The organism is Oribacterium sp. Sow4_G1_1 (assembly GCF_052116105.1).
GTDB lineage: Bacteria > Bacillota > Clostridia > Lachnospirales > Lachnospiraceae > Oribacterium.
The window spans coordinates 1-22,077 of record NZ_JBQKLS010000003.1; the positions used below are offsets into that span (position 1 = coordinate 1).

Here is a 22,077-nt window from a genome sequence, read left to right on the forward strand (position 1 = left end):
TGATCAGTATCAGACAGCAGCATAGAGAAATACCCTGGCTGACTTTTCGTCAGCCAGGGTAAACCTAGAACTTATTGTTATTCATTGTCCACTTGACGGGTAGCACACCACTGCCACTCGGAGTATTGCGCTTCCAGTGGCAACCCTCCGGGGTTCTGTTATCAAAGATTCCGGCTGTCCTCTACGATGTAGATCGGGCGGTCCTTCAGCTCTTCGAACAGCACCGCGATGTACTCACCGATGATGCCGACGACGATGAAGAGGACGGCAAACATGAAGCAGAGCAGGACGACGATCGTCGCATAGCCGGACGGTGCGCCATCACGGGTCACCAGGGTATAGATCAGCACGATCATCCCCAGAAATCCGCTGAAGAGACCGGCGAAGATCCCGAGCTTCAGAGGCATGTTCGAGAAGCACATGATGGTGTTCATCGCGAAGACGAAGAGCTTACGGATAGAATAGTGGCTGCTGCCCGCCACACGCGGGGCTGCCTCATAGGAAATCGTAGTCTTCCGGAAGCCGACGTTCTGCACGTAGCCGCGGAGGAAACGGACCTTCTCCCGGTAGTTTTTCATGAGCACCTTCTGTACCGGGCGGGTGATGGCGAAGAAGTCCGAGGCATTGGCCTCGAGATGGACCTCCGACATGCGGTTGATGAGCCAGTAGAAGCCGCCGGAGGTAATGTTTTTCAGAAGTCCGGCCGTTTTGTTTTCGGTGCGTACCATGGAAATCACCTGGTAGCCGGCGTCGAACTGGTCGACGATGTCCGCGAGGTACTTCGGCGGATGCTGCAGATCCGCATCCATGAAGACGAGGCCCTCGCCCGTGGCGTAGTCGAGTCCAGCGGTCATCGCCGCCTCATGTCCGAAATTCCGGGAGAAGTGCAGCACGCGCACGTGAGTCGCATCACGGGCGGCCAGATCATCCAGGATCTCGCCGGTCCGGTCACGGGAGCCGTCATTCACGAAGACGAACTCGTAATCCCAGCCCTTCGCCGCAAGCGCCTCCCCGTATTCTCTGGTCGTCTGGTAGAAGGTCTCCAGTCCGGCCTCCTCGTTATAAGCCGAAACCACCAAGCTCAATAATTTCATATGTCTTCCTTCCAGCGTTTCTATAAATTAGTAACTGTACCAGTCAATCAGTCGAGGATCTCGAGCTCCATGCCACTGTGCGATGGGTGACGGTCCTCCGGGCGCGGCAGCTTCATGTAGTCGCCATACAGCATCGTGAGCACCTTATCCCAGGCCTTCGGTCCGGTGAAGTGTTCGCCCTCAAACTGGAACTCGATCGGCTCCTCCCAGTCATCCTCCACGGTGCAGTACTGGAAGTCCGGCTGGTAGTTCGAGAAGAAGGACTTCCCGCTGACGGAACGCTTCCCACAGATCGGACAGCCCTGCTTTCCGGCATTCTTCGCACGCTCCACATCGCCCGCAGCGGTAGCCGCCGGAGCTGCACAGCCTGCCCCTTCACGGTTCTGATCCGTGTACTTCCGGGCCCAGCGCTCCTGCAGGCGGAAGATCCTCGGAAGCGGGATGAAACGGCCGACGGCGGCGAGGACCTGCACCTCCAGCTTCTGAAGGCCATGATACTTACGCCAGTCGAGCTTCCGGCGGTGGCCCATGCCGAGGCCGAAAGCGATCTGCTGCTCCAGCTTCATGAGCCGCGCGCGGATCGGGCAGGATGGCAGGCGGTCGAGGATGAAGAGGTCGACCCAGAGGTGGTTGAGCTTTCCCTCATAAAAGGCCATGTCCGCGTCGTCCTCTGCGTGACGGCGGGAGTTGAGATAGAGCACACGTGGTACGAAATCATAGAAGGCCTCGCCACCGCGATACTCATCCGGCAGCACGAGCTGCATGTTCTCCGGGAGCTCCGCCCTCGCTACATCGACGAAGCGCTCGAACTCTTCTCTACGGAAGCAGAGATCGACATCGTCGTCCCAGGGGATGAAGCCCTTATGGCGTACTGCGCCGAGGAGCGTACCGGAATCGATGAGGTACGTGATACCATGGCGATCACAGATCGTCTTCACGGCCTTCAGAATCTCCAGATTCGCCTGATGTACCCGCTCAAGATCAAATGTAAATTCTTCACTCATAGTTCTACCTTTATAATGAAAGGGCGTTTCTGCAACGCCCTCTTTCACACACTGCCGTCCGCTGCACAGGGCACTTCGTCGGTTCTCCCGGCGCAGCGCTTACTGCTGAATCGCCTCCAGGATGATGCGCGCCATGTAGCGGAGCTTCTCATCCGTCATACCTGGATACAGGCCGACCCAGAAGGTATCGCGCATGATGCGGTCGGTCGTGTCGAGGCTGCCGACCACGCGGTAGCCCTCACCCGTCGCACGCATCTCATCGAAGCACGGGTGCTTGATGAGGTTGCCGGCGAAGAGCATACGGGTCTGCACACCGTGGTCCTCGATATGGCGAACCACCGTCTCACGGTCCACACCCTCCTGACAGGTCATGAGGAAGCCGAACCAGCTCGGGTCCGAATGTGGCTCCGGCTCCGGCAGGATCAGCTTCGCATCCGCTCCGCCCTCGACGAGGAGGGACTTCAGAAGCTCGAAGTTGTGCTTACGGCGTGCGACGAAGCCTGGGAACTTCTCGAGCTGTGCGACACCGATCGCCGCCTGCATATCGGTGGCCTTCAGATTATAGCCGAAGTGGCTGTAGACATACTTGTGGTCATAGCCCTTCGGAAGCTCGCCATACTGCCCGTCGAAGCGGTGGTGACAGGTATTATCGTGCCCTGGTGCGCACCAGCAGTCACGGCCCCAGTCACGGATCGAGCGCATGATGCGGTGAAGCTGCGGGTTGTTCGTATAGCAGGCACCACCCTCGCCCATCGTCATGTGATGTGGCGGGTAGAAGCTGGAGGTACCGATGTCGCCGATCGAGCCGGTCTGACGGGTCTCGCCGTCGATCGTATAGGTCGAGCCGAGCGCATCACAGTTGTCCTCCACGAGCCAGAGCTGATGCCGGTCGCAGAAATCCTTCACCGCCTTCAGATTAAACGGATTACCGAGGGTATGCGCGATCATCACTGCCTTCGTCTTCTCGGAGTACGCCGCCTCGAGCTTCGTCACATCGATATCACAGGTCGGCAGGGTCACATCCACGAAGACCGGAATCGCACCATACTGGATGATCGGGTTCACGGTCGTCGGGAAGCCGGCAGCCACAGTGATCACCTCATCGCCACGCTTCACGCGGCGCTCGCCGAGCAGCGGACTCGTCAGTGTACTGAAGGCCAGCAGATTGGCGCTGGAGCCGGAGTTCACGAGGCTCACATAGCGTACGCCGAGGTACTCACCGAACTTCTGCTCGAAGGCCTCGGTGTAGCGTCCGGCGGTCAGCCAGAACTCGAGCGCACTGTCCACGAGATTCACCATCTCCTTGTCATCATAGACACGGCTGGCATACGGGATGCGCTCGCCCTCATGATACGGCTGCTGCATCGGTGCGACCTTATATTTTCTTGCATATTCTGCGACGAGATCGAGGATTTCCTGTCTCGCCTGCTGCTCTGTTTTCTCTGTCATGTTCTGCTCTTTTCTCTTTCATCTGCTAAAAATGCACGGATCTGCTGCTCGGTCAGGGCCCGCATATCGGCCCCCTCCGACCATGCATGGTACCATGCGACGGTTTCCTGAACGGCCTCCGTGACATGCCAGCGCGGCTGCCAGTGGAAGCGCTCCTTCAGCTTCTGCGTATCCAGCTTCAGGTACGCGGCCTCATGCGGTGCGTTCGCCTCGGCATCCGTGTGCCAGGCCGCGCCCGCGCCCCAGCTCTGTACGAAGAGATCCGCGAGTGCGCCCGTCTTGATGGCGTCCACCTCATCCGGACCGACGTTATAGCATCCGGCCACGTCTCGGTCCAATGTCTCCGTCGTGCGCTCGTCATGCCCCGCTTCGTTCATCTCAGCGGAAGCGGCGGACGCCTGCGTGCCCGTAGTCTGCTGTCCCTGCGCCTGGGTCATCGCAATCAGGAGGTAAACATACAGCGGCTCCAGCACATGCTGATACGGACGCGTGCTGTACGGGTTCCGCACATGGATGGTTCGGCCGGCGATCGTATCCCGTACGCAGTCCGGGATGATACGGTCCACCGCGAAATCACCACCACCGATGACATTGCCCGCACGTGCAGTGGAGATCGCCGTCACCGTAGCGGATGGGTCCGCGCCCGGTGAGAAGAAGGACTTCTGGTAGCTGTGGGTCACGAGCTCGGAGCAGGACTTCGAGTTGCTGTACGGATCGTAGCCGTCGAGCTTCTCATCCTCCCGGAAGGCGTGATCCGCGAGATCCGGGTTCTCATAGACCTTATCGGTCGTCACGTTCAGGAAGGACTGCACCTTCTCCGCATGCTGCGCATTATAGCGACGGATTGCCTCGAGGAGGTTCACGGTGCCCATGACGTTCGTCTCGAAGGTCTCCCGCGGATAGAGGTAGGAGGTGCGGACGATCGGCTGTGCCGCAAGATGCAGCACGACCTCGGGACGCGCGGTCTCCATGAAGGCGCTGAGATGCGGAAAATCACGGATGTCGCCGATCTCCGAGTGCATCTCCTCTGAAAGCTTCAGGATGTCGAAGAGCGCCGGCTCGGTCGGTGCCGCGAGGGCGTAACCGTAGACCTCTGCGCCAAGCATTCGGAGCATGAGGCAGAGCCAGCTGCCCTTGAAGCCGGTGTGGCCGGTCACGAGCACCCGCTTTCCTTTATAAAACTGCTGTAAGGATTCAAATTTGGTCATAAAAGTTTTCTTTCTATTTACCATTTTTTCCATGGTGCCTTTCCACTCGCCCAGAGGTCTTCGAGGAGCTTTTTCTCGCGCTGGGTGTCCATGCACTGCCAGAAGCCGGCGTGGTAGAAGCTCATGAGCTCGCCGTCCGCGGCGAGGCGGTGCATCGGCTCCTGCTCGAGGACGCAGCGATCATCCGTGAGGTAGTTGAAAATCTCCGGCTGGAAGACCATAAATCCGCCGTTGATGATGGCACCGTCCTCCCGCTCCTTCTCGCGGAAGGCCCGGATCTGGTTGTTTTCGTCGATGTCGAGGACGCCCTTCTGCTGTGCGAGGGAAACGGTCGTGATGGTCGCGATCTTCCCATGTGCATGATGGAAGTTTACGAGCGCCTCGAGGTCCACGTCAGAAACGCCATCGCCATAGGTGAGCATAAACGGCTCATCCCCGACATAATCCTGCACGCGCTTGATGCGTCCGCCGGTCATGGTGTTGAGGCCGGTGTCGACGATGGTCACGCGCCACGGCTCGTTCATGTTGTGATGGACCTCCATCTGGTTGTTGCTGAGGTCGAAGGTGACGTCAGAATTATGCAGGAAGTAGTTCGCGAAATACTCCTTGATGACGTACTGCTTGTAGCCGGCCAGAATGATGAAATCGTTGTAGCCGTAGCTCGAGTAGTACTTCATGATGTGCCATAGAATCGGCATCTCGCCGATTTCGATCATCGGCTTCGGACGGAGATGCGACTCCTCGGAAATACGGGTTCCGAAACCACCTGCTAAAATCAATACTTTCATAGCTTACATCCTTTTATGCATCGTAAACGGAAGCGCATGTCTCAGAAATCATGACGCATGTACCGCCTGTATGACTTCCATTAGGCCGTACATGCATGCACCCCAGGACATGGCACATGTACCGTCACTTCCGGAAAACATTCCACTGGTTTTCCTTTAAAATATCCATGGCATGGCGAACGCGGTTCGGGCCATGGTGGTATTCGAAGATGAGATTCAGCTCATCATCGCTCAGGTTTTCATAATCACGCGCGGCGTCCGCTATGGAGGCGAAGTACATCTGCCGGAACGGCATCGCGTCGATTTCACGCTTATCAGTATAACAGGTCCCCGCAGTGAAGGAAAGAAGCACCACGAGGGAGAGCATCACAGGTGTGACCTTATGCTGCTGCCGGAAGCGCGTGAAAGCCGCGCCATAGATGAGCAGGAGGCCGAGGGTGCCCGGCAGGTACTGAAGGCCGTAGCGGCTCTGCCATGCGTAGGTTTCCGTCAGGAAGATGTAGCGGGACAGGAAGACGAGGACATGGCTTCCGGCACCGCTCACGAGGAGCAGCATCGAGAAGATCGTCCGGCGGTACTGTCCGGTCCGGAAATAGAGCAGCACGGCACCGGCATAGAGCAGGATCACGAGGGCACCGAGAAGGTACACCATCGGATACGTGAGCGTCCCGGCCGCGAGCATATCCTCCAGCACCGAGCCGGAAAGCAGGGTGCTGGCGAAGCCGTTCAGCAGAAAATGCAGCGAAAAGCCGCGGTACTGCTGCAGGGTTTCCAGGAGACCGATGTCCTGCGCTCCCGTATGCTCGAAGGTGGCTGCAGCGTTGCTCATATAGTAGAGCACCAGCGGGACCAGCGCACATAGGCCGTACCACGGAAGCCGGCGGCCGTCGACATTGCGATTCCGAAGAAAGGCGAGGTAGCCATAGGCCACGAGGAGGGTCGCCGTGTACTGCGCGATATACGGGCCGGCCACCAGCAGGGCGAGCCACGGAAGCAGATAGAGCCGCCGCACATCCCCCGGCTTCTGTGTGCCGGTGAAGACGCGCTCGAGCACGAGGTAATGATAGAAAAACAGGCCGTAGCTCAGGAAGTGCACGCAGCCGGTGCCGTTCAGAAGCATCTCCCACTTATCGAGGCTGAAGCCGACGAGCATCACTGGCAGGATGATCCAGACGCCGCTTCGCTCCCGGATCAGGTACTGCGCCACCGAGCACATCAGCAGCACACAGCCCAGGATGCAGAGCCCCCGGTCAAACAGCACCGAGTAGCCGAAAAACGTGACATTGATCCAGCGAAGCGGATAGTTGATCGGAATCCGGGTCAGGATATCCGGCACGAAAAAGCTCGTCGGGTCCAGGGTATCCGGGAGGTAGCTGTTGATGATGCGGATATAGTCGGAATAGACCACATCCACCGTCGCATGCAGCACATACCAGAGCAGAAACAGCCCTCCGATGAACGGCAGAAGGAGGAGTCCCTTCCGGCACTCCCCCACCCGCTTTCTGCTTCGATTTTCCGTTTTTCTGCTTTCGTGCTTCACTATGGACATCGCACACAGCCTTTCCGTATATCCGCGGGGTGCCCCGGGAACCTTTTCATCTTGTTGACGCTGCATCGAGCGCATCCTACGTCTGCGGAAGCGCCTCCCACGCGGCCAGTCCGAAGGTCTGGGCGGTCACATCGATGTAGCTGCGGTTTCCATGCTCCATGAGGACGACGCTGTTCTCCACCGTCGCGTCGGCCGGCAGCTCGTCCGGGCGGTTGATGAAGTGAATCTCCGTGCCCTGTCCGGTCTTCTCCGGGTCAAACGGCTTATAGAAGTACTCCGCATAGAAGTCGCTCATCTCGTAGTAATTATAGTAGATATACACCTGCTTCTTTCCGAGGAACTCCCCGGCACCGACTGCGTCGATCGTACAGTCCGCGAGCGAATTCACACGATCCTGATCGAAGAAGAAAAAGATGTTCGGATAATGCTGTCGATCATAATGCTCCACCGGTGTCATCACGGCCCCGTACGCCATAAAAAGCAGCGAGAACGCGAGGACCATGGCCATTCCGCGGCACGCTGCCCGTTCACCCGAGGCACTTACGGAAGCTGCCGATGCTCTCTGCACGGTGGCTGCACGCGTGCGCACTGCCCTGCCGGCTTTCGCTTTCACAGCTCCAGACTTCGCGATCTCTCCGAGCATATAGGAGAGATACAGAAGCGCGGCGGTATAGCTCACATAGACCCAGCGGGTTTCCAGACGGATCGTGATGGAGCTCGAGCCGATGCAGAGGGCGATGAAGCAGATGAAGAGAAGGTTCTCCCCGATCAGACGCGGCGTGATCCGTCCCCTCTTCCAGGCCATACGTACATAGAGCACGAGCATCAGGAGAAGGCAGAGCCAGCTGAGGACGATCAGTCCCTGTACCCAGCGGGCGGAATCCGCGAAGGACACGCCACAGAAAATCGCGTGGCCTGCATTGATCCCGAAGATGTAGGCGACCTGCGAAAACGCGAAGCCGAGGGCCTCGGCGAGGGAAAAGGTGTCCTGCACCTTCGTGCCGGCCGTACCGACCGGGATCGCTTCCCCAGCCACCACCATACGGGTGCCGAAAAAGACGGCGAGGATCAGAAGCGGCAGAAGCAGCTCGACGGTCCGCCCGAGGCGGTTCATCGCTGGTATTTCGTCCGAAGCCGCACAGGACGACCGGGACGGTGCGAAGCGTCGGCAGAGCCGCCGCTCCGTGAGGTACTGCGTGAGCACCGCGAGGTAAAAGAGCGGGGCCAGCGCGATATAGCGCTCATGGGTGAAGATCACGAGGAAGAAGCAGAGGCAGGCGCGCAGGTAAGCACGCGTGCCGCGGCCCTCCATGTAATCGAAAAGGCCCCAGAGGGTCAGCAGCGCAAGCAGCAGGGCGAGGGACTCGAGGAGTCCGAGCACCTGTGCGATCTGGTAGGCCGCGAAGTGCGACTGCAGGTAGAGCATAGCGGTCAGAAGACCGACGGCCTGTCCGATCCGCATGCCCTGCGGCGTTCGCGTGAGGCGGCTCAGGCGGCGGCTGAAGAAATAGATCACCCAGGCGATCGCGACGTTCAGGAGCACATTGAAGCGGGCATACCAGTGCACGTGCGGGCCGATCAGACGAAACTCGAGGTAGCTCAGCGCCCAGTAGAACGGGCGGAAGTTTCCCTTCGTCACCTTCGGAAAGGTGAAGGACCAGAAATCCTCACAGCCATAGAAGGACCAGAGGTAGAGGTCGTCACCATAGAGTGCCCGTATGCTGAGGTGCCGGTTGATAAACAGCCCAAACAGAAGGAGCAGGACGAGTGCCACTCCTGTCATAAGAACATGTTTACTGTTTTGGGTCTTGCTGATATGCGCCATACGCCTTCTTATAGAAGTGCATCAGCAGATCCGTCACCGGTGCCGAGTGCAGCTTCCGGAACACTTCCCGTTCCTCTTTCTCCCGATTGTGATTTTCGATGTTTCGCATCGTCTCCGCTCCGGCATGCACACGGTAGGCCATGAGTGGTTTCTCGATGCAGATGAAGCGCCCCGGTTCACGTGCAAGGCGGATCAGGGTATCCCAGTCGATGACGAACTTATAGTCGTTCCGGAACAGCGGTGCCGGACAGTACTTCGTGTGATAGGTACAGCTCGGACAGCCGATGCCGTTGCCGTAGCGGAGGGCCGAGAGCTTCACAATCGTACGGTCCGCATGCGCATGGTCCTTCAGCCGAAGCCGCAGGATGCGCTTCACCTTCTCCGAGCTTCCGTCGATCGTGTTGCCCTCGCCATCGATCGTATCGTAGCGACAGCAGAATACCGACATATCCGGGAAGTGCTGGAAGGCATGCAGCAGTGCCTTCGTGTAGTCCGGAAAATACAGATCGTCCTGGTGGGCGATCGTCACGAGCTCCGAGCGCTCCGCGCCCATCTCATAGGCGAAGTTCCAGTCCTGCTGCAGCCCGTGTGCGCCATTCCGCACATAGACCGGGTAGCCGAACTGCGCGCTCAGCTTCGTGATATAGCGGTTCGGGGTCGAGGTACAGATGATCACCCGGCTCTCGATACTCTGCATTTTCAGCGAATGCAGAAGAAGCGGAAGGTAGGGTGACTCTCCATAGGCTGCGACCGCGAAGCAGTGTTTATAATGCTTACGTGTATTCATGTTTCTTTAGCATCTGCAGAATGCGTCTTTCGAAGCATCCTGCACTTCATATCTCATATGCCGCTGTCATAAACAGCGGCATGGTACTTCCATATGGTTTATACGTTCCGGCCGGTTTCGAAATCATCTTTAATCTTCGCCCAGGCACCCTCCGGTGAGTAGAAGGTCGAGATGAAGCTGACGGCGTTGTGCGCCATCTGCTCGATCTCCTCCGGATGCCTGTAGAGGTGGATAACCTCCTGTGCAAAGCCGGTCGGATCATCCTTTATACGCAGGGCCGTCTCTGCCGCCGGGATACCCTCGGCACCACAGCTTGTCGTCACCACCGCGGTTCCCGCGTGCAGCGCTTCGACGACCTTGCCCTTGACACCGGCACCGAAACGAAGCGGTACCACGACGACGCGGCTCCGACGATACATCTCGTCGAGCTTCTCGATGCTGACAAAGCCAAGCACATCCACATCCGGCCGCGCGTTCAGCGCGAGCACCTCGTCATCTGCATGAGACCCGATAACGTGGAGTACCACGCCCGGAATCTCCGCCTCGATCTGTGGCAGGATATCCTTCACGAACCACAGGAGGCCATCCTTGTTTGGCGGGTGCGCGAAGCCACCGACAAACAGGAGATCCTGCTTCTTCGCATAATCCTCATCGAGGACGGCCGGCGCATCGTATACAAAGGAGGTGATGGCCTTCACATGGATGGTCGGATCCTCCTTATGCACGATCTCCGCCTCTACCTCGGACGGGAAGTAGCTCATGTCGGCCTTGCGCATCACGGCGTACTCGACGCCATGCCAGTACTCGGCCTCCTCACGGGTCTTTTCGTTATGGTCGATCGCATACTCGCGCATCAGACGGAGGGAGTGAAGATCGGATCCATGGTAGATGATCTTCATATCCGTATGGTCGCGGATGTAATCGATGTAGCGTGCCGCGATGTGCGGACGGCTGAGATAGGCGATCCGGATGAAGGCGCTGTTCCGCTCGATCCAGCCCCAGATGTCCGCCTGGAGCTTCGCACCATAGAGCACCTCGATGCCGAGCTGCTCGAGCGCGGAGGTGTACGGCTCCTCATGGGCGAAGTTGTCGCCGAGGAACTTCACGCGCCAGCCCTGACGCAGGAAGAGCTGCATATACTGATAGTCCAGCTTACTGCCGGCATCCTTATCCCAGGTCGGTACATAGTGGTCGATCATCAGCATGCATGGCCGGTGCTGACCACGCTCACGGGCGTCAAACGGGTTCGGGTTGCCATCATTGACACACTGCTCCCGAAGCTCGGTCGCCCACTTCTCGCGGAACTTCTCCTGGTTCACGACCTGATAATGCTTCAGGCTCGAGGTATCCGAGGTGTCCGTGCCGTTCGAGATGCCCTCGAAGTGGATGACGACGGACTTCGGCTGGAACATAACCTTCTTTCCGTGCTTCCGCACCTCGAAGGCAAGGTCGGTATCCTCATAGTACGCCGGCGCGAAGCGCTCATCGAAGCCGCCGATCTCCTTCCAGAGCTCGGTACGGATCATGATCGCGGCACCTGAGATGAAGTCGACCTCCTTCACATAGTTGTACTCCGGGTCCGCCGGATCCTGCAGACGGCCATAGTTCCAGCCGGAGCCATCCGACCAGATGATGCCGCCCGCCTCCTGGAGACGACCGTCCGGGTACACGAGCTTACTGCCGACCATACCGATGCTCTCATCGCGCTCGATCAGCTCGACGAGGGAGGACAGCCAGCCCTCCTGCACCTGCGTGTCGTTATTTAAGAAGAAAATATATTTACCACGGGCGATGGAGGCCGCCTGATTACAGTTCTTCAGGAAGCCCATATTCTCGCGGTTTCGTGCCACGACGAGGTTCTCCGCATACTGGCCGATCTCACGGGTCGCGTCGGTCGACACATCGTCCGCGATGATGACCTCGTATGGGGTCGCTGCGAAATCCGTATGCTCCTTGATGCTGATGAGGCACTGGTAGGTATAGTGGATCTGGTTGTAGCATGGGATGACGATGCTGACAAGCGGTGCATCGCTTCGCTCAAACTTCACTTTTCCGTAGCTTGCATACAGATCGCCGACATTGAAATCCCCACGGATCCGGTTCTTGCCATCCTCCGTGAAGTACATCGGAAGCATCTTCGCCGGGTGGCGGAGGGTCCGCTTCACATAGCTCAGCACCTTCCGCTTACGGGAGCCGACCGGGAAATGGTGGTTCAGGCTGTTCCGAAGGCGGGTGCCCACGCGGGCCTTCAGGCTCTGGCGGGCCATATAGTAGTCGCGTTCGGCGATGAGGGACTGGATGTCACGCTCATGCACCTGAATCACGTTCGTGAGGTTTGCGACATGCACCTGGGTGAGGCGGTTGACCTCGCGCTCCTTCTGGATCGTGATGTCCCGCTCCTTCACCTCGCGCTGCAGCTCCTGTGCATCGTGGAGGGTCTTCGTATACTCCTCCTCGAGGGCGCGGAAGCGCTTTACGGTGACCCTATCGTTCAGGAAGGCATGCATGCGCTCGCCGTCCTGTCCATGAATCTCCTCCTGGAAGGATCGCTCACGCTCAGCGAAGGCGTCGAGCTCCGGCTTCGAGAAGCCGAAGTTCCGGAGGAAGGCCAGCACATCCTCATAGGCCAGGAACTCCCGGTACTCCATGTACCAGTAGTAGAGGATACGGTACTGCAGGAAACGGACGTCGACGGCTTCCTCGAAGACCCACTCACAGTCGATGAGGGTCGGCCGGTCAGCGGACATGATGATGTTATCAAACTGGCAGTCGAAGTTCGCCGGCTGCACACTTCCATCCTTCGCGCCGAGCACGAGGTCGACGCTCTCTGCGAGCTCCCGGATCGGTGCGACACCGTCCTTTATCATATCCCGCAGGATCTCGCTCAGACTCTGTCCCTCGACGAACGGATAGCGGATGAAGCTCAGGAACTGATAGCTTCCGAGGGCACGACTGGTCTCGACGGCACGGAGTACCGTGAGCTGCGGGTTCGCTGCAGCGATCGCCTCTGCCTTCTCGCTGAGTGACTCGATGTGTGCATTGGCCGCAGGCGTCGTACCGGCCTTCACCGCGAAGCGCTTCCCCTGATCATCCCGGTAGAGCAGGGTCTTGATGGCGTATTCCGGCTTGCGGGTCGAATTATACTTGATGTAGTCCGGAAGGAAGCGGCGGTAATCCCTTGCCTTCGGGCGGACGCTGCCATCCGGCTGATAGATGTAGAAGTAGGCCGGCGCGAACTCGCGGAAGCGGTTCTCCCGGATGAGGAGTGCGGTCTTTTCGTCCTCCTCAGAGACGTCCGGCATGCGCGCATCACTATAGAAGTGAAGCGGTACGCTGAGCTCCGGCGTCAGATAGTAGAGGGTATCCCGTGCGCCCGGCTTCTCCTCACGAAGGGTCGCACGCAGGGACGCGAGCTCGGACCAGCGAAGATAGAGGACATCCTCCTTCCGGTCGCTGGAAGCCATACGGTCGATGTCGAGGGCGTTTTCGATGCCCATCAGGATACGGCCACCCTTCTTCAGCCAGGTTTCCGTCAGGGCATGCAGCATCGTGTGGACGTCGCCCTGAAACAGACGGAGGATCTTCTTCGTCAGCACCGGGATCACGACATAGTCGTAGGTGCTGTCGTCGAGACGGCGGGATACCTGATGTACGCGCGGCTCGAGGAGGGTCACGAAGGGTGCCGTCGTCTCCTTATCGCCGAGCACCAGAACCGACGCGTCGCGCTCGCGGCCCGAGGTTACGTCCTCGAAATAAAACCATTCGATGGTATTGGTGATGTGTCGTGAAAAATCCATTAGTGTTCACGCCTTTCCAGAGTCACCTCGGACTCCATATCGTACACACCCACGGTGTTCTTGTTCGAAAGAACGGTGATGGATGCGACGTCATACTTTCTGTCATAGACCACATGCTCGCCCTCCTCGAAGCCCGTGCAGGACATACTGAGGAGATACTCGCCGCCCTGCAGGGTCATCCGCTGGGTGAAGGTGCAGGTATATTCATCGCCCGCCTTCACCGGCTGGATATCGCAGCCCTCGATGAGGGTGTTCGTGCCGGTGAGATCCGCGCCGCGCTTATCCTTGATGGTGAAGGTAAAGATCGGGGCCGCGATCGGGGCGTTGAAGCGGATCCTTTCCTTGATGGAGAAGGTCTCGCCCTTTACAATGACGTTCGAGATCTTCCCGCGCTGGTCGAGGATGCCGAGATCCCAGATGGTCGCGCGTCCGTCGCCGTAGTGCTGGACGTTCGGGTTCAGGTTCAGGCTGTCCTGCATGAGCGGTGCTGTCTCGCTACCCGCGGAGGTACCGGTGCTGTGGTCGTCTGCATTGGCTTCCCCGGACGCGTCCTTCGAACGCTGGATGCGGGTTGCCGGGCCGTCCTCGCCCTCTGCGAGGGCCGCGGCACCGACGCTGTCGACGCCGAAGTTCTGGCCGTCGATGAAGTCCACTGCTGCCTGTGCGTCGGCCTGGTGCTGCGCATAGCGCTGATCCTCCTCGGTGAAGCGGCCGGCGAGAATCTTCTTATACAGATCAACCATGTCGCCCGGCAGTCCCTCGGAGACCTTCTCACCCTTGTTCAGCAGGATGACGCGGTCGCAGTACTTCATGACGGAGCCGAGGTCGTGCGTGACCATGAGGATGGTCGTGCCGTTCCGGCGGAGCTCGTCCATGCGATGATAGCACTTCGCCTGGAAGAAGACGTCGCCGACGGACAGTGCCTCATCGACGATGAGGATCTCCGGGTCCATCGCGACGTAGAGTGCGAAGGCGAGGCGGACGAACATACCGGAGGAGTAGCTCTTGACCGGCTGGTGCACGAAATCGCCGATGTCTGCGAAGTCGAGGATCTCCTGGAGCTTCTCGTCCATCTGCTCCTTCGTGAAGCCCATCATCGTACCGTTCATGTAGACGTTCTCGATGCCGGTGTAGTCCGGGTTGAAGCCGGCACCGAGCTCGAGGAGCGCACAGACGATACCGTGGATGCTGACCGCACCCTCGGACGGTGTAAGGACGCCGGTGATGATTTTCAGCATGGTCGACTTACCGGAGCCGTTGGTACCGATGATGCCGACGGCTTCACCCTTTCGTACCTGGAATCCGACGTGGCTCAGGGCATAGAAGTCCCGATGGTAGTTCCGGTGCGTGAGGCTCACCGCCTCCTTCAGGCGGTCGATCGGCTTATCGTACAGGCGGTATATTTTCGTGACGTCCTGAACATCGATGACGATGTCGGACGAGCTGTGTTCTGTATTCTTCGTTTCCATATAGTTTATAAGTGAAGGCGCCGTGGTTTCCGGCGCAAACAAAAATCCCCAGATGCGTTTCTGCGCATTTGGGGAATATTTTAGCATAGTTGCTTCTATTTTTCCATATAGGATGGTAAGTCTCCAGCCGGGTCCTCTGGCTGAATGAATTATACGATCAGGCCTGTGGGGTCTTGTAGGTGTTCACGTTGGTTGCGCCGGTTGACGGGAGGGTGCCGGTGTAGCTCATGCCGGTGCTGGTCTGCGTCGTGGTGCTGCCCGTCGTGCCGGTCGTTGTCGTTGTGGTGGTGCTGGTCGTGGTCTGGGTGGTCGTGCCGGCGGTCGGGCCTACGTTCGGGGAGCCTGCGTTCGTCACGAGGTGTCCGTCACTTGCGTAGTAGCTGTAGGTGCCGGTCGTGGTGTTATAGTTATAGGTCTTCGTCGTCTGCGCGACACCAGCCGGAGAAAGGTAGGTGCCGGCGGTTACGCCGCTCTGATTCAGCTGGCTCTGATCCTGGGTCTGGATCGTCGGGAGTGTCGCGTTCGTATAGGTATTATTCGGGCCGGTGCCACTGCCCCTCTTCGGCAGTACCTTCGCGATCGTGGTGACATCACCGATCTGGAGGTTTGCGTTCGCGGCTGCGGTGTTTGCAGCGAGCTGCTCGGTGGTCAGGGTCGTCTCCTGCACGACGTTTCCTCCGCGGGCGGCCTTCGCCGCATCGACGGCAGCATTGGCTGCGGCGATGGACTGTGCGGTGTTTGCGCGCTGCGCGGCCTCAGTCGTGAAGGTTTCGGCGGTCATCGTGACGGTCGGTGCCGGGGTGCCGTCCGGAGCCGGCTGTCCGGCGTATACACATACCTGCTGTCCGGTCGTCGTCTCGGTCCAGATTGCGATCGGGCCCTGCAGGGTATACTGCCATGCGGCCATCGCCGGCATCGCACTCAGCAGGGTCATCGCCGTCGCGCTAGCCAGAAGCTTCGTCCAGTTTAATCGTCTCATATCTCTTCTCCTTTAAGGATCTCTCTTCGTTCTTAATGGGAGTATAGCACAGAATAGCGTACGGAATGCTTACAATTTTCGACACAGTTTCAGATCATAGTTTCAGAGCCCCGGAGGACCGGCCCTCCGGGGCTCTTTGAATTATCTGTGGATCTCTGCGTCGAGCCGATCACCCTTCAGATCGAGGGTGATGGTGTCGCCTTCCTGCACCTTATCCTCGAGGATGATGCGGGCGACGAGGGTTTCGACGTTCTTCTGTATGAAACGACGAAGCGGACGTGCACCGAACTGCGGATCATAGCCGTGCTCGGTGACATAGTCACGCGCCGCGTCGGTGAGCTCGATCTTCAGCTGACGATCTGCGAGACGGCGGTTGATGTCGGCCACCATGAGCTCTGTGATGTGCGCGATGTTGTCCTTCGTCAGCGGCTTGAACATGATAATCTCATCGAGACGGTTCAGGAACTCCGGACGGAAGGAGCGGAAGAGCTCGTCGTGTACCTGCTTCCGTGCGTCTTCAGTGATCTCACCGTTTGCGTCGATACCGTCCAGCAGATACTGTGCGCCGAGGTTCGAGGTCAGGATGATGATGGTGTTCTTGAAGTCCACGGTCTTGCCCTGGCTGTCGGTGATCCGACCGTCATCGAGGATCTGCAGGAGGATGTTGAAGACATCCGGATGCGCCTTCTCGATTTCGTCGAAGAGCACGACAGAGTATGGCTTTCTGCGGACAGCCTCGGTCAGCTGACCACCCTCCTCATAGCCGACGTAGCCAGGTGCCGCACCGATCAGTCTCGATACGGAGTACTTCTCCATATACTCGGACATATCGATACGTACCATGGCGTTTTCGTCATCGAAGAGGTTCTGTGCAAGGGACTTCGCCAGCTCCGTCTTACCGACACCGGTCGGACCCATGAAGAGGAACGAACCGATCGGCCGTGTCGGATCCTTGATACCGGCCTTCGAACGCTGGATGGCTTCGACGACCTTCTCTACCGCCTCGTCCTGGCCGATCAGGCGCTTGTGGATCTCATCCCCGAGATGCAGCACCTTCGAACGCTCGGACTCGTTCAGCTTCGATACCGGGATACCGGTCCAGCGGCTGACGATCTTTCCGATCTCATCCTCGGTCACGGTCTCCTGCAGAAGTGCACGATCCTCCCCATGGACGCTGTTCTCCGCGTCCGCCAGCTTCTTTTCGAGGGCTGGAAGGTCAGCATACTGGATCTGGGAGGCCTTTGCATAGTCGCCCGTCTGCATTGCCCGCTCCATATCCTTCTTCAGCTGATCCCGCTGCTCGCGGAGTGCCTGCAGGTCGCCGGCTGACTTCTTCTCGTTGTCCCACTGTGCCTGCTTCGTGTCGAACTGTGACTGCAGCTCGGCGAGCTCCTTCTCGATGTCGGCGAGACGCTGCTTCGAGAGAGTATCGTCCTCCTTCTTCAGCGAGATCTGCTCCATCTTGAGCTGTGTGATCTTACTCTGCAGGGCAGCCATGTCCTCCGGCATCGACTCCATCTGGGTCTTGACCATCGCGCAGGCCTCATCCACGAGGTCAATGGCCTTATCCGGCAGGAAACGGTCGGAGATGTAACGGTCACTGAGTGTCGCCGCGGCGACGAGTGCGTTGTCGCTGATCGTCACACCGTGGTACTTCTCGTAGCTTTCCTTGATACCACGCAGGATATAGATGGTATCCTCGACCGACGGCTCATCGATCGTGACCGGCTGGAAACGACGCTCGAGCGCCGCATCCTTCTCGATGTACTTATGATACTCATTCAGCGTCGTCGCACCGATACAGTGGAGCTCACCGCGCGCCAGCATCGGCTTCAGGATATTACCTGCATCGAGCGAGCCCTCCTGGTTGCCGGCACCGACGATGGTGTGCAGCTCATCGATGAACATGAGGATCTGACCCTCGGACTTACGGACCTCATCGAGGACGGCCTTCAATCTTTCCTCGAACTCACCACGGTACTTCGCACCGGCGACGAGGGAACCCATGTTGAGGGCGAAGATCTTCTTATCCTTCAGGCTCTCCGGTACCTCGCCCTTCGCGATCCGCTGTGCGAGGCCCTCGACGACGGCGGTCTTACCGACACCCGGCTCACCGATCAGCACCGGGTTGTTCTTGCTCTTACGGCTGAGGATACGGATGATATTCCGGATCTCATCATCACGCCCGATGATCGGATCATCCTTCTGATCCTTCGCACGCTGCACCATCTCGTAGCCGTACTTGTTTAAGGTATCATAGCTGTCCTCCGGATTATCGGACATGACACGCTGATTACCTCTCACCTCGGCGAGTGCCTTCAGGAAACCATCCTTCGTGATGCCATACTGCTGGAACAGCTTCTTCAGCGTCGGATCTGCTTCCTTCATGAGGCTGAGGAAAATGTGCTCCACGGAAACATACTCATCGCCCATGGACTTCGCATGCTCCTCCGCCTTCGTGAGCGCCAGGTTCGCCCCCTGCGAGAAGTACATCTGACCGGCACCCGATACCTTCGGGAGACGACTGATCTCCTCTGTGATGGACGACTTAAACTGCTCCATCGGCACACCCATCTTCTTCAGAAGCTGTGCGATCAGACTGTCATCGATGGTGATCAGCGAGTAGAGAAGATGAACCTGCTCCACATACTGATTTCCATATTCACTGATGATATTTTGACAGTTATTGATCGCTTCGATCGATTTCTGTGTAAATTTATTAATATTCATAAGACTGAACCTCCTTATTTCCTTCGGATAAAAATATTATAGCGCGGTTGTTAGCACTTTCAAGCATCGAGTGCTAATTAAATTATAAATTTTCTATAACGAAAACAGTTCAGTCAAAGGCCCCGGAGGAGCGCCAGCAAAAGCCATACTGTGCTTCTGCTGGCGCCCCTCCGGGGCCTTTTGTTGATATGAAAGTATTACTTCATGCGTTCGCCGAGTTCAGCGGCGATGGTGGCTTCGCAGGCTTCTGCGGCGGCCTGATTCTCCGCGCTGATGGAGATATAGATCTTCAGCTTCGGCTCGGTGCCGGACGGGCGTACCACGACGGAGCAGTGGTCGCTCAGCAGGTACTTGAGAACATCCGACTTCGGAAGTCCGTCGAGACCCGGCAGGTAATCGAGGACCTTCTCCACCTTCTTTCCGGCGAAGGCGTTCGGCACATCCGTACGGAAGTTCTGCATGATCTTCTGCATCTTCTCGAAACCGGCGGATCCCTCGAAGGTGAAGCTGTGGAGGGTGTTCAGGCAGTAGCCGTACTCCGCATAGAGCGCCTGCAGGCGGTCGAGGAGGCTGATGCCCTGCGTCTTATAGAAGCAGAACATCTCGCAGATCATGAGGGCACCATCGACGGCATCCTTATCACGAACATAGCTGCCAGTGAGGTAGCCGTAGCTCTCCTCGAAGCCGAAGACATAACGCTCCGGATGGCCCTCCTTCTCGAGCCGACCGATCTGCTCTCCGATGAACTTGAAGCCGGTCAGGACATTGATGGTTTCGACGCCGTAGTGCGCGGCGATGCGCTCGCCGAGGTCCATGGTCACGATGGTCTTCACCATCACCGGATCCTTCGGCAGCGTTCCGTGCTTCGTTCGCTGCGCGAGGATGTAGTCCAGCAGCAGGATGCCGGTCTCGTTGCCGCTCAGAAGCTGATAGCTTCCGTCGGCTCTTCGTACGGCGATGCCGACACGATCGCAGTCCGGGTCGGTTGCAAGCAGGAGGTCTGCCTGTACGCGCTTCGCATAGTCCATGCCGAGGGCCATCGCTTCCTTGATCTCCGGGTTCGGATACGGGCAGGTCGGGAAGTGACCGTCTGGCATCTCCTGTTCCTTCACGAGCGTAATGTTCGTGTAGCCGCACTCCCGGAGGGTCCTGGTCACCGGCGCGCGACCGGTGCCGTTCAGCGGCGAGTAAACGATTGCTACGTTTCGGTCAATGCTGTCATCCGGACCAAGTACGGACTGCTTCTTTACATTTTCCACGAAGTCGGTGTAGACGGCTTCCCCGATCCAGAAGATATGTCCAGTCGCAGGCGCATCCATGTCCACCGCAGCTGTCGCGCTGTGTGATGACGCAGCTTCCTTTTCTGTCGATGTCGCGTCGGCCGTAGCGGTCTCCAGCATGACCGGGGTGGTGACGCTGTGCGCGACGGAGACATTGGCCTCCGCCGTGTCGCGGATGCCGGCGATCTCGAACTCGGTCATGCGGATGTCGGCAAAGAGGTCGAGTGCCTCGATTTCTGCGAGGATCTCGGCGGCTGCCTCGGTCGTGATCTGACAGCCATCGGCGCCATAGACCTTATAGCCGTTGTACTTCGAGGGGTTGTGGGACGCGGTCAGCATGATACCGGCAGCGCAGTGAAGCGCACGGGTCGCGAAGCTGAGGCACGGGGTCGGCATGATGTCCTCATACATGTAGACGTCGATGCCGTTCGCTGCGAAGACGCGGGCCGCTGTTTCAGCGAAAAGATCCGACTTGATACGGCTGTCGCGGGAAACTGCGATGCGGCGGTCGGCGGCTGCGAAGCGCTTCCGCACATAGTTTGCGAGGCCCTGGGAGGCCTTCGCTACCGTGTACACATTCATGCGGTTCGTGCCGGCGCCGATCACGCCGCGGAGACCGCCCGTACCAAAGGCGAGGTCACGGTAGAACGCGTCCTGAATCTTCTCTTCCTCTCCACGGATCGCTGCGAGCTCCTGCTCGACATCGGCATCCAGTCCCTTCGCAAGCGCGCACCAGCGCGTATATTCCTTCCTGTAATCCATCGTTACTCCTTTTCTGCCGGCATATCGAACTTCGTCTTGTCGGCGACGGCGATGTCCTCGCCGAGCTGCATCTCCATGAGGGTCAGCGGGGTCTCCGGGTCTGCGCGCATCGTGTGCTTCGCGCCGCACGGAATCGAGATCACGTCGCCGGCGCATACGCTGCGGGCCTCGCCATCGACGATGGCGGTGCCACGGCCGTCCAGGACGGTCCAGATTTCGTTGCGGGCGTGATGTGCGTGATAGCTCATGTGGGCACCCGGGCGCATCTCGATTTTCACGGTCATCGAGCCCTGGGAGACGTCGAGGATGCGGAAGTCGCCCCAGGATTTGCGGGCGAACATGATCTGGTCCGGGAGCTGGTCCACGTATGGCTTGATGCGGGCGCTGGCTTCGAGGTTACTGACGAGGATGCCCTGCGGGCTTGCAGAGATCACCGCATGCTCGAGCCCCATCGCGAGGATCGGCACGCTCAGCTCGTTCACGATGTGGACGTCCTCGCAGTGCTCGCCGAGAATGCCGTGGCCGATGACCGGCTCGGACATCTCTTCGGTCAGGGTGTTCCAGGTGCCGAGGTCCTTCCACTCGCCGTGGAAGCACATCACCTGGATCTTCGCTTCATGCTCGACGACGGCATAGTCGAAGCTGATTTTGCGGAGCTCGGCATAGTGGTCGAAGAGGGTCTGATAGTCGCTTGTGTCGAGGAGGGTGCGGGCACGGTCCAGCACGTAGCCGAGCTTATAGGCGAAGACGCCGCCGTTCCAGAGGGCACCCTGCTTCAGGTACTCGCGGGCGGTCGCCTCATCTGGCTTCTCCTTGAAGGTGCAGACGGTCGACACCGGGGCCTTCGCCTCCGGGATGATATAGCCGTACTTCTCGGATGGATAGGTCGGCTCGATGCCCATCAGGACGAGATTCGCCTCGCCCTTATCCGCCTGCTCAGAGAGTGCCTTCAGCGCATGGAAATAGTCATCGTTCACATACGGGTCCACCGGGCAGACCACGACGGATTCGTCCTCCGGGACCTTACACTTTTCGTGCAGGTAGGCACTCGCGAGGGCGATCGCCGGGAAGGTGTCCCTTCTCGTCGGTTCGACGGAGATATTCACGTCGGTGCCGAGCAGGTTCAGGATGGAGGATACCTGGGTGCGGGAGGTCGCGATGGTGACACGGGCCTCCGGGTCCACGGTGCGGATCTGGCGGTAGACGCGCTCGATCATCGACTCATAGCTTCCGTCCGGGCGTTTGAAGAGCTTGATAAACTGCTTGGAGCGGATATCGTTGGAAAGTGGCCACAGGCGTTTGCCGGAGCCACCGGATAGTAAAATGATATTCATAGTACGGCCTTTCTTAAAAACA

At 58.6% G+C, this 22,077-nt stretch carries 14 protein-coding genes; all 14 read right to left on the reverse strand.

The window, feature by feature from the left end; translation table 11 throughout:
- Positions 1-161: 161 nt before the first annotated feature.
- The 14 genes from ACTQ52_RS02715 to ACTQ52_RS02780 all read right to left on the reverse strand — a co-directional run bounded on the left by ACTQ52_RS02715 (position 162) and on the right by ACTQ52_RS02780 (position 22,055).
- Positions 162-1,094: a glycosyltransferase family 2 protein gene (locus ACTQ52_RS02715; protein ID WP_410042725.1), complete on the reverse strand. Its 933-nt coding sequence runs from the start codon at positions 1,092-1,094 to the stop codon at positions 162-164.
- Between the two features lie 47 nt (positions 1,095-1,141).
- Positions 1,142-2,098, reverse strand: a complete 957-nt coding sequence (locus ACTQ52_RS02720; RefSeq protein ID WP_410042726.1) for a LicD family protein — start codon at positions 2,096-2,098, stop codon at positions 1,142-1,144.
- A gap of 99 nt (positions 2,099-2,197) precedes the next feature.
- Positions 2,198-3,547: a lipopolysaccharide biosynthesis protein RfbH gene (gene rfbH / locus ACTQ52_RS02725; protein WP_441981738.1), complete on the reverse strand. Its 1,350-nt coding sequence runs from the start codon at positions 3,545-3,547 to the stop codon at positions 2,198-2,200.
- Positions 3,544-4,755: a CDP-glucose 4,6-dehydratase gene (gene rfbG, locus ACTQ52_RS02730; protein ID WP_441981739.1), complete on the reverse strand. Its 1,212-nt coding sequence runs from the start codon at positions 4,753-4,755 to the stop codon at positions 3,544-3,546. Before rfbG ends, rfbH begins: the two co-directional genes overlap by 4 nt.
- A gap of 17 nt (positions 4,756-4,772) precedes the next feature.
- The gene (gene rfbF / locus ACTQ52_RS02735) at positions 4,773-5,543 is read right to left on the reverse strand and encodes a glucose-1-phosphate cytidylyltransferase (protein WP_441981740.1); all 771 of its coding nucleotides are present in this window, start codon (positions 5,541-5,543) and stop codon (positions 4,773-4,775) included.
- 124 nt (positions 5,544-5,667) lie between these two features.
- Positions 5,668-7,092, reverse strand: coding sequence for a hypothetical protein (locus ACTQ52_RS02740; protein WP_410042730.1), 1,425 nt, complete (start codon positions 7,090-7,092; stop codon positions 5,668-5,670).
- 76 nt (positions 7,093-7,168) lie between these two features.
- The gene (locus ACTQ52_RS02745; RefSeq protein WP_441981741.1) at positions 7,169-8,875 is read right to left on the reverse strand and encodes a hypothetical protein; all 1,707 of its coding nucleotides are present in this window, start codon (positions 8,873-8,875) and stop codon (positions 7,169-7,171) included.
- Positions 8,876-8,885: 10 nt separating this feature from the next.
- Positions 8,886-9,704, reverse strand: a complete 819-nt coding sequence (locus ACTQ52_RS02750) for a glycosyltransferase family 2 protein (RefSeq protein WP_410042732.1) — start codon at positions 9,702-9,704, stop codon at positions 8,886-8,888.
- Between the two features lie 98 nt (positions 9,705-9,802).
- Positions 9,803-13,501 carry a glycosyltransferase gene (locus ACTQ52_RS02755; RefSeq protein ID WP_441981742.1) on the reverse strand — a complete coding sequence of 1,233 codons (3,699 nt, stop codon included), beginning with the start codon at positions 13,499-13,501 and terminating at the stop codon, positions 9,803-9,805.
- Positions 13,501-14,970, reverse strand: coding sequence for an ABC transporter ATP-binding protein (locus ACTQ52_RS02760; protein WP_441981852.1), 1,470 nt, complete (start codon positions 14,968-14,970; stop codon positions 13,501-13,503). The genes ACTQ52_RS02755 and ACTQ52_RS02760 overlap by 1 nt, the downstream gene beginning before the upstream one ends.
- Before the next feature lie 157 nt (positions 14,971-15,127).
- Positions 15,128-15,949: a hypothetical protein gene (locus ACTQ52_RS02765; protein WP_410042735.1), complete on the reverse strand. Its 822-nt coding sequence runs from the start codon at positions 15,947-15,949 to the stop codon at positions 15,128-15,130.
- Positions 15,950-16,090: 141 nt separating this feature from the next.
- Positions 16,091-18,679, reverse strand: coding sequence for an ATP-dependent chaperone ClpB (gene clpB / locus ACTQ52_RS02770; RefSeq protein ID WP_441981743.1), 2,589 nt, complete (start codon positions 18,677-18,679; stop codon positions 16,091-16,093).
- A gap of 197 nt (positions 18,680-18,876) precedes the next feature.
- Positions 18,877-20,721, reverse strand: a complete 1,845-nt coding sequence (locus tag ACTQ52_RS02775; protein WP_441981744.1) for a phospho-sugar mutase — start codon at positions 20,719-20,721, stop codon at positions 18,877-18,879.
- Between the two features lie 2 nt (positions 20,722-20,723).
- Positions 20,724-22,055: a sugar phosphate nucleotidyltransferase gene (locus ACTQ52_RS02780; protein WP_410042738.1), complete on the reverse strand. Its 1,332-nt coding sequence runs from the start codon at positions 22,053-22,055 to the stop codon at positions 20,724-20,726.
- Positions 22,056-22,077: the final 22 nt, after the last annotated feature.